Annotated in this window: 12 protein-coding genes and 1 tRNA gene; 7 read left to right on the top strand and 6 right to left on the bottom strand. The window is 60.2% G+C overall.

The window, feature by feature from the left end; translation table 11 throughout:
- Positions 1-199 precede the first annotated feature (199 nt).
- A complete protein-coding gene (locus NW852_RS05720; protein ID WP_414426539.1) occupies positions 200-1,324 on the top strand; it encodes a PP2C family protein-serine/threonine phosphatase in 1,125 nt (374 codons plus the stop codon).
- 4 nt (positions 1,325-1,328) lie between these two features.
- On the opposite strand, the gene NW852_RS05715 is transcribed toward NW852_RS05720, so the two are convergent.
- From NW852_RS05715 to NW852_RS05695, 5 genes are all read right to left on the bottom strand, one after another.
- Entirely contained in the window at positions 1,329-1,625 is a 297-nt protein-coding gene (locus NW852_RS05715; RefSeq protein ID WP_414366454.1) for a BolA family protein, read from the bottom strand.
- A gap of 73 nt (positions 1,626-1,698) precedes the next feature.
- Positions 1,699-1,772 (bottom strand) — tRNA-Met (locus NW852_RS05710).
- Between the two features lie 13 nt (positions 1,773-1,785).
- Entirely contained in the window at positions 1,786-2,208 is a 423-nt protein-coding gene (locus NW852_RS05705; protein ID WP_414370566.1) for a hypothetical protein, read from the bottom strand.
- A 192-nt stretch (positions 2,209-2,400) separates the two neighbouring features.
- Positions 2,401-3,678, bottom strand: a complete 1,278-nt coding sequence (locus NW852_RS05700; RefSeq protein ID WP_414366452.1) for a DUF4912 domain-containing protein — start codon at positions 3,676-3,678, stop codon at positions 2,401-2,403.
- 156 nt (positions 3,679-3,834) lie between these two features.
- Entirely contained in the window at positions 3,835-4,089 is a 255-nt protein-coding gene (locus NW852_RS05695; protein ID WP_414370565.1) for a hypothetical protein, read from the bottom strand.
- Between NW852_RS05695 and NW852_RS05690 the strand changes: the two genes are divergently transcribed.
- From NW852_RS05690 to NW852_RS05680, 3 genes are all read left to right on the top strand, one after another.
- Complete coding sequence (locus NW852_RS05690; protein ID WP_414426538.1) at positions 4,088-4,903, top strand: hypothetical protein; 816 nt, start codon at positions 4,088-4,090, stop codon at positions 4,901-4,903. The genes NW852_RS05695 and NW852_RS05690 overlap by 2 nt on opposite strands.
- A gap of 83 nt (positions 4,904-4,986) precedes the next feature.
- Complete coding sequence (locus NW852_RS05685) at positions 4,987-6,111, top strand: glycosyltransferase family 9 protein (protein ID WP_414370563.1); 1,125 nt, start codon at positions 4,987-4,989, stop codon at positions 6,109-6,111.
- 298 nt (positions 6,112-6,409) lie between these two features.
- Positions 6,410-7,309 (top strand): DMT family transporter, encoded by a 900-nt coding sequence (locus NW852_RS05680; RefSeq protein WP_414370562.1) that lies wholly within the window; start codon positions 6,410-6,412, stop codon positions 7,307-7,309.
- A 6-nt stretch (positions 7,310-7,315) separates the two neighbouring features.
- On the opposite strand, the gene NW852_RS05675 is transcribed toward NW852_RS05680, so the two are convergent.
- Positions 7,316-8,437 carry an iron-containing alcohol dehydrogenase family protein gene (locus NW852_RS05675; RefSeq protein ID WP_414426537.1) on the bottom strand — a complete coding sequence of 374 codons (1,122 nt, stop codon included), beginning with the start codon at positions 8,435-8,437 and terminating at the stop codon, positions 7,316-7,318.
- A 271-nt stretch (positions 8,438-8,708) separates the two neighbouring features.
- Between NW852_RS05675 and pilM the strand changes: the two genes are divergently transcribed.
- Genes pilM through NW852_RS05660 form a run of 3 tightly spaced genes read left to right on the top strand, consistent with a single transcriptional unit; the run spans position 8,709 to position 11,275 of the window.
- Positions 8,709-9,791 (top strand): type IV pilus biogenesis protein PilM, encoded by a 1,083-nt coding sequence (gene pilM, locus NW852_RS05670; protein WP_414370560.1) that lies wholly within the window; start codon positions 8,709-8,711, stop codon positions 9,789-9,791.
- A 60-nt stretch (positions 9,792-9,851) separates the two neighbouring features.
- On the top strand, positions 9,852-10,553 hold the full coding sequence (locus NW852_RS05665; protein WP_414370559.1) for a PilN domain-containing protein: 702 nt from the start codon (positions 9,852-9,854) through the stop codon (positions 10,551-10,553).
- Entirely contained in the window at positions 10,553-11,275 is a 723-nt protein-coding gene (locus NW852_RS05660; protein ID WP_414370558.1) for a hypothetical protein, read from the top strand. Before NW852_RS05665 ends, NW852_RS05660 begins: the two co-directional genes overlap by 1 nt.
- The last annotated feature ends 125 nt before the right edge of the window (positions 11,276-11,400 follow it).

Raw genomic sequence — 11,400 nt, 5'->3', positions numbered from 1 at the left:
ACCACGGTTTTGGGGCTCCACCGATCGATACGCAACTTTAGCTCTGGTGGACAAGGTTGCTGAGTCTTTCCCCCCTCTTGCCGAGCCGGTTTTTCTGCCCAACCCCTAAGCTACGATAGAAAGTCTGCCTACCGGTATGTCTATCCGGGAGTTGCGGTTTGATGCGTTCTGAATTCGGGTTGATTCAGGATTAGGGTGCATGACGGCCATTTTGATTGTGGACGACGATCCCACGATTCGGCTGGTGTTGAAGCGATCCCTGGAGCGGCAGGGCTACAGCGTCGAGATGGCCAGCGGTGGCTTGGAAGGGCTGGAGAAAGCTCATCTCCTAACCCCGGGGCTGATTATCTGTGACTGGATGATGCCGGATATGGATGGGCTGGAAGTCTGCCGGCGCATCAAGGCGGATCCCAAGTTTTCCACCACCTTCTTTGTTTTGCTTACTGCTCGCACCGAAGTCGAAGACCGCATCCAGGGCCTGGATGCTGGAGCAGACGAGTTCCTCAGCAAGCCCATCGATCCCAACGAGCTGCGGGCGCGCGTGCGGGCTGGGCTGCGCTTGCATCAGCTCAGCTACGACTTGCAACAGCAAACCGCCAGGTTGCGGGCAGAACTGGCCGAGGCGGCCAGCTATGTGCGTTCTCTTTTGCCCAAGCCGGCCTCTTTCCCCGATCACCGAATAGCCATCGAGTGGTGCTTTTTGCCTTCGCAGGAGTTGGGGGGGGATTCATTTAACTACCACTGGCTAGACGAGGATCATCTGGCCATCTACCTGCTGGATGTGTCGGGGCATGGGGTGGGATCTGCCCTCTTGTCCGTGTCGGTGATGAACCAGCTGCGTTCCCAGAGCCTGCCCGACACCGACCTGCGGCAGCCGGATGCGGTGTTGCGCGCCCTCAACCAATCCTTCCAAATGGGATCCCACCATGACATGTACTTCACCCTCTGGTATGGGGTTTACCGGCCGCGATCTCGCTTGCTTTCTTTTGCCAGCGCTGGCCACCCCCCCGCTCTGTTGGTTGCTCAATCAGATCCCATCCCCCTAGAGCTGAAAACACCCAATTTGCCCATTGGCATTTTGCCCGATCAGGACTTTGCTAGGGACGAAGTGCGGATCCCGGCCAACAGTTGTCTGTACGTGTTCAGCGACGGGGTTTACGAAGTGTCCACCTCGGAAGGGATCTGGGGAATGGAGAACTGGAAGTCGTTCCTAGGCGCCCATGCCTGCATTGGCCTCGATCGCGTTCTGCAACACATCCAATCTTTCCGCGGCAGGGCGGATCTTGAAGATGATTTTTCCCTGCTCCGTATCAGCTTTGGCTAGTAGCTCAAGAAGGAGGGAAGGGGGATGACTGGGGAGCTGAGCCGGGATCTGCTCCCTGAAGCTGCTGCCACTGGGTAGGGGTAAAGGTACGGAGGGCTAGGGCGTGGAGACGGCCATCCTGAAGGTAGGGCTTCAAGGCCTCGTTCACCAGGCGGTGCTGTTTGATGAGGGGGAGGCCTTGGAATTGCTCAGCCACGACGACGGCCTGAAAATGGTTGCCGTCGCCAACTGTATCTTCTACCTGCACCTTCGCGCCGGGCAGGGCAGCCTGTATCAACGCCTCGATTTCCCGCGGATCCATGCGCCGTCTTCCTGGCTTCGGCTCAAGACAACTTAGAGAAGCTCTCCCAATGCCTGCAGATGTTGAGTTCTCATAGCGGGGACTGGATTTGAACCAGTGACCTTCGGGTTATGAGCCCGACGAGCTACCAGGCTGCTCTACCCCGCGCCGTTTTCCCAGTCTAGCCTGTTCTCCTAGAAGCCGGCAAGCCTCCAGTTGCCGGCAGGGATCCTTGGAGCGACCGTTGACATACTCCCCAGCCCCAAAGGGCGGGGATTCTTGTTCCGGGTTCCACGACAGCACTTGCTGAGTTGGGTTGCCCTTCCCCAGCAGCGGTGCTCATCTCCCCAAGCGTTCCCTCTTGCAAGGCAGTTCCCCAATGCCCTTGGGCGCTGTTCCACTCAATTCCCAACATCTTCAGGGCCCGGCGCAAAATGTTGAGTGCTGCGTTGGTGCCGAGGATAAGCTGGCTGGCTTTGCCGTTGCAGTACAAAGCAAAGGTACCTGCCTGGTTGCCGTCGGTGAAGGTGATGGCCATCCCGTCAGGTGAAAGTTTCCACCCCGACTGCTTGTACTCATACTCAATGGATACGAATGGCCTCATTCAGAGCTTGGTACTGCTCTGGTGTTCGGTTGAGTAGCTTGGCTTTCCTGCTAGCATGAAACATCACTCGCTTGAGCGGATAAGCAAAGACAGCGCTTCATCCCCCTAGCTTTAGCCAGGGGCCTTCGCGCATCACTTCCCGGTAAAAAGCCCCCCCTAGAGCTGGGGGGTGAGCAAGCAAGAGCGAGCCCTTTAAGGCAACAGTTCTTCGATAGCCTCCTCCTTGGTGTTGGTGCGGCGGGAGAGGGTGCGGCGGTCGAAGGTCATGTGGATCTCCCGGTTTTGCTCGCCATCGGCAGCCACGGCAAAGATGGGGAAGTCGATGTTGCCATCGGGGAAAGCCATGTGGAAACGGAAGGTGCCATCGGGGTTGAGCTGGATCTTGCGCCCAGCGATGGTGACGGTGGCATCCGGCTCCGTGGCCCCGTAGACGATCAGCTCGGCATCAGCCACCAGCCAGAACTTGCGGGAGCGCCGCGGCAGGACTTCGGAAGCGCCGGAGAACAGCCCCAGGCCCGATCCAGAAGCCATCCAAGGGGCAGCAGGCACTTCGGCCATGGCCATCCCCATCATGCCCACGCCTGACGGGATAATGAACGAGCTGATGGCCTGCTCCGGCACCAGTTGACGGCTGCCCATTTGGTGGCTGCCAAACAGGGATCCCGCCACCCGCATTGCCTCAAAGCCGCCCACCATGTCCAGGAAGGGATCCGCCGTCGCCTCCCGCTGCGGCTCGTCGCCTTTGTAGGCCACCACGCCCATGCCGGCGGCGCTGCGCTTGTAGGGCTCGGTGAGCTGGTAGAGGGTGCGGCCCTGGAGGGGCATCTCAAAGGGCACCGTCAGGAAGTGCTCTTCAAACCAGTCGGAGGGGAAGACTGGCGGCACCATCACTGCTGCCGAGCGGGCCAACATTAGCCAGCGGCCATCCGCCGTCCGGTAGCCGATCTCCACCAAATAGGAGCGGTCGCTCACCGGGATCGGCAGGTACCACTCCCGCGCCAACTCGTCGCAGGGGTACTCCTGCATGCTGTGGGCCGGCTGGCGGTCGAAATCAATATCTGTCACATCGTACAGACGCAGCGCCAACTGCTGGCCGCCCTCGCGGCGCTTGCTTTCCTTGGCTTCGTTGGGGACATCCCAGTAGGCGTAGGCCCACTGGGGATCCCGCGGCAGCAGGACAATGCGGCTTTCGCCATAGCCCCCGGGCAGATCCCCCAGCCCCTTGTCTACATCGGCCAGATCCGGCTTGCTAGCTACTTGGCCGACATACTTCGTCCCGGTAACCGACTCTTGCCCGCTGGGCTCCGGCATCGCATCGATGGGGCGGCCAGTTTTGGCTTGGGCTTCCCGAATGGCCTCGATAAGCTGCTCTTTGGTCATGCGGCTGTACTTGGGGATTTGATAGCGGGCAGCTTCTTCCCGCAACTGCCGGATGGTCATTTCTTCCAACGGGATCCGCTCTGGTGGCATGGTCAGGGTCTCCTGTCTTCGACAACTCAGGCTTTGTGCAATGCTCCAGCTTCTCACCCAAAGGCCGATCCCAGCTTGTGGCTCAGTACAGCCTTGAACCTACTGGCGTGACGGCCTGCTTTGTGCTTTCCAACCCCTGATGACTCCAGGTCGGGATCAACGGGGATCGCAAAGAATGATGAACACATGTTTGCGTATTTTTGCCTGGCGGTCAAGAGCTTGGGGATCGCTGGGGATCAACGCCTGGCTTTCCCAGCCATCTTGACCCAGGGATCCCTCCGCAGGGGAGAAAAAGCCAAAGGGAGGACTGCGCGGGATCCCCTGCCGAACCGGCCCTGCCTGGGTAGCATGGGGGAAGGGTGGGCGGCTGCAGAGCAAACCACAGGTTTTCAGGCCGTGAGGTGGGGGCATGAGGTGGTGGAAAGATAGAACTCAAGGCGCAGGGATCCGAGCGATCTTGGCAGCGCTGGGGATCCTGGTCTGGCCGGGGGAAGCTGTCGAGGCGCAAACGCTGTTTCCTCCCCTTTACCGCCTGCAAGGGGGATCTCCTGCCCCAGCCGTCGAGGGACAACCGCTTCCAGCAGAAACGCCCTGGCGCCTGGTTACTCCCGACCAGGTAGAAGTAGAGTCAGCGGTTTCTAGCGAGAACCCAAGCTTGGAAGGGCCGATTTTCGATTTGGACTTGTTGCGCCAGTTCGGCAGCGGGGGTAGTGGCTCGGGTTCTGGCCAGGGAGAAGGGAGCGGGCCCGGCAGCGGCCAGAGCGGGGGGCGCGGCTCCAGCCCTGGCTCGGGGGTGGGCACAGGCCAGGGGCCAGGGGGGGGAGCTGGCCTCGAAGCAGGATCCCAGCGGCAAACCCCGCAGGTAACAGGGCTGATCGTGGATGCCCGCGGCCTGGATTTTCTCCCTAGCCAATCGATGCGCCTTTTGGATCCCGACGGCAACCCAGTTTACCCGCCCCTCAACCTTGGCCAGGATCTCAATGCTGCCTTTGTGGGCAGCGAGGGCACTGCCGCCTATACCACCTCAGAAGAGCAGGCCCGCTCGCTGGTCAACCGCATTGGGGAACGGCCCCACCGCATCCGCGCCATGCGCACCCTAGGCTACGACCTGGTGATCTCTGCCGAAGACGCCTTCAACCTGCGCCAGATGAACGCCAGCGATGGCTTTCTGGATCGCTTTGCTGTGGTAGTCATCTGGGATGGCAGCCAGGCCAGCCGGCCTTGAGTAGCCCTGGGGAGGGGATGGTAGCTTAACAAAAGTGCTCCGCCCTACGGACGCAAACAGCTTTTTCTGGGGATCCCAACCCTATGCAACGGTTTGCCAACCAACCCCTGCGGGAACGACCCCATCTAGCGGTATTTTCTTCCAGCAAGGTGGGCAACTTTGTGGTCACCATCCCCCTCCTGCGGGGCCTCAAGGAAAAATACCCCGGCTGTGTGCTGGATTTTTTTGGCAGCGAGATTACCCGCGACTTTGAGCTCCACTGCCCCTACATCGACTTCAGCTTCCCCCTCTACAGCCGCCGCCCCGATTACCTCGAGGCCCTAACAGCAGCAGTACGGGAACGGGTGGCCCAGGCCGGGCCCTACGATCTGGCCATCAATTGCGACGAGTTTAGCGAGCTCAACCTGGTGGCGGTGACGGCCTTGCGCCCCCAGTACATTGCTGGCGCCGGCCTGACTTTGGATTTTCGCCGCAAGCTGGATCCCGGCCCCGACCTGGTGCAGCGCATGCTCCAGGACGACGACTGGAACAGCCTGGAGTTTTTGCAGCGCTACAAAGACATCCTCACCAGCAACTACATTGCCGAGATCTTCTGCCGCCTGGCTTATGTGGAAACAGATTTTTTCCGCCTAGAGCTGCCCAGCCGGGATCCCGACTTTCCCGTGCCGGAAGTTCTGGTGCACATCACCACCACCCGCCGTGCCAAGATGTGGCCACTCGAGTACTGGCGCCAAGTGATCCAGTGGTGCCAGGGCCAGGGCCTGCAGGTGGGGCTAATTGGCAGTGCCCCGGAGCTGCAGCGATCCCTCTACCACGGTGACGGTGAAGAGCAACTGGTGGCTGAAACAGGGATGATTGACCTGCGGGGCAAAACCAGCTTGATCGAATTGGCCGGAGCCCTGAAGCGGGCGCGGGTCTGTATCTCCGTGGACGCGGGGCCGATGCACATTGCAGCGGCTGTGGGCTGCCCCACCATTGCTCTGTTTGGCAACGATGCCGATGGCGATGGAGCTAGCCCAGTGCGGCTGTGGGCGCCTCGCCTGCCCCATGTTTACGTTACCCAAACTTCCTATAAATGCCGGGTCTGCGTGGAAAACAAGTTCAAAAACGAAACCTGCCTGGTGGAGGGCCACCCCTGCATGGCCCACCTCCGGCCAGAAACAGTCATCGGCTACCTGCAGGAGATTCTAAATCTGAAGAAGACGTAGGACTTCCAGCCGATCTCTTCCCTCACCCCCATCCCCTCTCCCTTTGGGAGAGGGGAGCTACAGAGCGAGGGGACAACTGTTGTTCATGGCTATTCGAGATGGCCATAGCTCCCAGGGATCCCCGTCTTTTTTCCTGCTGACCAGGGGGGTGGCAGAGAGGGCCCAGGAGCGCCGGTCGGATCCCTGACAGTCCGCTTAGGCTGAGAGTTCGAGGCTGAAAACTCTGTGCCTAAACCGTTTGGGTGTGAGCTGTAACGTTGAGAACGCGCAAGTGGGCCGGTTTGCGGAGGGGGGCCAAATGAGAGCCTGGCAAGGGGTTGCCCTGAAGCTGCTGGCCACCTTTTGCTTTGCCTGTTTGGGGGCGATCATCCGGCTCAACACGCCCGCCCTGCACCCTTTTGAAATTGTGTTCTTGCGCAACCTATTTGGGTTACTTGCCCTGGTGCCACTGCTTTTGCGAGCAGGGATCCACTCTCTGCGCACCGCCAAGATGGGCTTCTACCTCCTGCGCTCGGCAATCAGCACCTTGGGGATGCTGCTTTCCTTCTGGGCAGCCAGCCTGTTGCCTTTGGCGGAAGCAACGGCGCTGAGCTTTGTCCAGCTTTTGTTTGCCAGCCTCATGGCGGTCTGGGTGTTGGGCGAACAGATGCGTCCCTCCCGCTGGCTGGGGTTGGGCCTGGGGTTTGCCGGGGCCTTGGTGATGCTAAGGCCGGGCTTTCGGGAGCTCTCCTTAGGGACAGGACTAGCTTTGGCGGCGGCAGCCCTCTTTGCCTGGGTAACCATTATGCTCAAGATCCTCGCCCGCACCGAGTCCAGCCTCACCATTACCGCCTACATGGGCCTGTTGCAGACTCCCCTTTCCTTCTTGGCTGCTGTTTGGGTTTGGAGCTGGCCTTCGCCGGAGCAGTGGCTGTGGATGGCAACCACGGGGCTGCTGGGCAGCCTGGGCCAGGTGGCCCTCACCCAAGCTTACAAGCTGGCCGAGGTGACCATGCTGCTGCCTCTTGATTTTTTCCGCCTCCTCTGGGCTAGCCTGCTCGGGTTCTGGGTCTTTGCCGAGATCCCGGATGGGTGGACTTGGATGGGCGGAGCCTTGGTCTTGGCAGGCGCCACCTCTGGGGCCTACAGGGAAGCCCGGCTGCAGAGGGCCCAAACCCCGGCCTGGACTGGCAAAGTTGGAAAGCGGGAAGATCTCTAGGCCAGCCTAGAGCCGCGGCAGAACGGGACTGGAGCTGGTCAGGTCGGTGGTGGTGAGGGCCACCAGCAGGGCTTCTGGGCTGACGGGGAAGGGCAGGTGGTGGATATCTGAGCCTGGCTGGCAGGCCACTTGGGCTGCGTGCAGCAGCTCGGCGGATCCCAGGTGATCCAGGTGGAGATCCCGCAAGTTAAGGGGCAGCCCCACCTGGCGGTAGAACTCCAGTAGCTGGGTGCGGGCGGCCAGCGCCAACTGGCTTCCCTGCAGGATCTCCTCCAGGCGAAGCTGGGCCAAGATGCCAAAAGCCACTTTCTCGCCGTGCAGGGTGGCCCGGTGGCCCACCAGATGAGTAAGACCGTTGTGGACAGCATGGGCGGCCACGGTGCGACACTTGGCTCCTCCCATGCCGCCGACAATCCCCGCCAGGCAAATGCAGGCGTCCACCACCTGCCTCCAAGCAGTCCCACCTGGCTCCCGCAGGGCCGCCACCGATTTTTGCAAGAGCAAATCCCGTAAGACGCGGGCCTGCTGCACAGCGCCGATCACCAGGGCATCTTCTGAACTGCCGCTGCTCACAGAAGACTCGTACCACTTGGCCAAGGCATCTCCGATCCCGGCCACCAGAGTGCGTGCTGGTGCTTGCAGAATCAAGTCATAGTCCAGGATCAAAGCAGCGGGAGCCTGATCCAGGGCCACATCCCGCTGAAAAGCTCCGGCCTCCGAGTAGATGTTGGACAGGGCGCTCCAGGCGGCACAGGTGGCAGCAGAGGTGGGCACTGTTACCACCGGGATCCCCAACCGGTGGGCCACCAACTTGGCCGTATCCAACGCCTTGCCGCCCCCCACCCCCAAAATGCCGGTTACGGATTCTGCTGTGGCCAGAGCCTGGAGACGAGCCAGCTCCGATTCGGTGCAATCGACGCCATAGGTGCTCCAGTAAACCTGAACGGCGGGATCCCGCTCCAGATTGCGCTTCAGGGGCAGTTCAGCCACAGCTAGCGATCGCTCCCCCCCGATCACCAACACGCGGGATCCCAGGATCGTCAGGGGGACGGCCTCGAGAATGCCGCTGCCCCGGTACACCCGGCCCGGCGCCGGAATGGCTAGGTCGAATTCACAAGTGCTCAGCATTCCAAAAAGGGGCAATAAGGTCAGCCCAGTGTCCGTAAATACAGACTACGATTCTAGCCGCAAGTTCTGCCTTTCCCACCCCTGAGTCTCGCCTGCTTAGAACGGGTTGGGATCCCTGGCAGGGGAGGGTCAGCTAGCACAAATCTTTGCCAGCAGTCAACTGCCAATGGTGGTAACCCCCAGACAAATTGGGTAGTATGCGTCTAGCAGTGGCGCGGAGGGCAGTGTTTCCGGCGTGTTCGGCTTTCTGGGTGGCTCTAAAACTCAAACCATGCTTGGGGTAGATATCAATCCCGAGCGCCTTGCTGTTGCCCAAGTCAAGAAGCAGGGCAATGGTCGCTATCGTCTGGTTCACTACCACAGCGTGGAAATGCCAGAGGGGGCCATGGTCGAGGGGCGCATCCTCGATCCAGACACGGTTGGCCTGACCCTGGCCAACTTGCTAAACGAATACAAGGTGCCCACCAACTTGCCGGTGGCGACCGCGGTGCCGGTGCGAGAGGCGATCGTCCGTCTCATTCGCCTGCCTGCTGACCTGCCTGCCGATGAGCTGCGGCGGGTGGTCTTGGAGCAGGAGGCGGAGCTCTACATCCCCTACCCCCGGGATCAGGCGGATGTGGACTACCAGCCCCTGGGCCTCGACCTTTCCCAGGATGGCCTTGAGCGCATTGAGGTGCTGCTGGTGGCTATCCCCAAGGAGGTGGTGGACAATTACCTGGCCGTGCTGCAAGCGGCCAACTTGAAGGCCCGCTGTGTGGAGCTGGCCAGTTTCTCTCTCATTCGCACCATCCGTGACCAACTAACCCAGTACAGCCCCCAAGAGGCGGTGTTGCTCAGCTCCATCGGCTACGACAGCAGTGAGATCAGCATCTTGGTCAACGGCATCCCGCAATTTACCCGCACCGTCAACATCGGCACCATCCACATGCGCCAGGTGCTAGCCCAGGCCCTGAATTTGCCGGTTAGCCGCACTGGCGACCTATTGCGAACTCTAAGGTTACCCTTGATCAACCCCGCCGATGTTTTGGCCACGGGAGAGCAACCGGTTCCCAGCAACCCCGGTGTGGCAGCGGTGGCCCGTGTCGTCTCCGATTTGGCCGATGAACTAAAGCGCTCGATTGACTTTTTCACGAGCACGGAAAGCAGCTTTCCTGTGGTGAAAGTATTGCTGGCCGGGCCAGGAGCCAGCATTGGCCAAATGGATGGCTTCTTATCCCAGTTGTTGAGCGTGGCGGTGGAGTTGGCGGATCCCTTTGGCAGCATCCTGGTGCCGAATGCAATCGAGGTGCCCTTGGAGGAGCGCCCGGCGATGGGAGTGGCCCTGGGGCTGGCCATGCGGGAAGCCGGCAAGTAACGACAGGGATCCCTCGAAGGCACTATCCAACAATGAGCGAGCAATGAGTGAGGCGATTGGATGTACACACCGGAAATCAATTTTCTTAAGGAAAGGCCGGAAGTTCCCACCACCGTTCAGACAGGGGCGGTAGCCGCCCCGACAACTGCCGCCGGAGCCGAGAGCTGGGCTTTGGCCATTGGCCTGGGGGTTGCCGTGACTGCTGTGGCCATGTGGGCTTTCTTGTATTTCCAAGACAGCTTTTCCCGTCAGCGGAATACTCTGAGGGCAGAGCAAACCCGCCTTGACGGTGAACTCAGCACAGCCAATGCTGAGTTGACCCGACTCCAGGGCCTCAGCCAAGAATTACAAACCATTCGCACCCAAACGGAGGGGTTCCGCTCCTTTCTGGGATCCGTCCAGCCCTGGTCGGCCATTCTAGAAGAAGTGCGGCGCAGGATCCCTGGCCAAGGGGTGTGGATAACCAACATCAGCGCCTCTGGGGATACCGTGAACATCCAAGGCGGGGCGCTCGATTTTCCCTTGGTGAACGACTTTTTGCTCACCCTGCTGGATTCCAACTTCGTAACCAGTGCCGTTCTCAACAGTGCCTCTCGAGTGGAGGGCACACCTGAAACTGAACCCAGCGTCACCTACGGCCTAACGGTTACTATTCGGACCATAGGGGATCCCGACCCAGAGTTTACCCGCGAGCTGGAGCAGCGGGGAGCAATAGGCTTGGTGGAAAAGATCCGCATTTTGCGTCAAGTGGAGGGGAACTGATGACCGGCTCGCTGGACAGTTTTCACGATGAACAACTAATGGCACCTCCGGCGGAGCCGCCGGTACTGCTGGGTGTCGAGCTGACCCCCATTCGCATTGGCCTGTTGATCGGGATCCTGGGCTTGGGTACAGCGGGCTTTTTGGCCTTCACCCAACTCCGTCCTCTAATTAGAGAGGTGCAAGCCTTGGAAAGAGAGGTAGCCCAAAAAACCAGCCAGTTGCAGGAGGTACAGGGCCAGATTGCCAGCCTACAGGATCTGCCCAACCAGATCGAGAAGGCTCGTGTGCAACAGCAGCAGATCAGCAGCTTGCTGGCCACCCCTGAGAATGCCGACACGCAACTGATCGATCTCAACCGACTGGTGCGGGGACAGCCCAACAGCGAGTTGCGCAGTTTTACCCCCTCCCCCCTCACCCCTGCTTCTTCGAATAACCCCGAAGTGCCCGCGATCATTGCTCCGGCTATCCAGGTGCAGACCAGTCGCGTCGCGGTGCGGGGCCCCTATACGGACATCATTAATCTCATGAGGGATGTAGAGCGTCTACGCACCTTGTTTCGGGTGAGCAACATCAGCCTAAATCCTGTGCAAGATACAGGGGAGCTAGACGCCGCTTTTGATCTGATTGCCTATTACTACGACAAAGACATTTCCTTAGGCACTGCCCCTACACCTGAAGGACAAACCTCCCCTGCGGAAGGACAGCCAACACCCAGTCAATAGCCTAGCAGGGCAAGAGCAGCCCATGCTGTAGTTGGGCGCTGCTTCCGTGGGGATCCTGCTGGAATTTGAGAAGATAGGTGGGGAGCGCGAACCCTCGCTGGAAAAGCACAGATAGTGGCGTCGTA

This window comes from Synechococcus sp. H60.1, from assembly GCF_047462335.1.
GTDB lineage: Bacteria > Cyanobacteriota > Cyanobacteriia > Thermostichales > Thermostichaceae > Thermostichus.
This window is presented reverse-complemented; position numbering and strand designations above follow the sequence as displayed.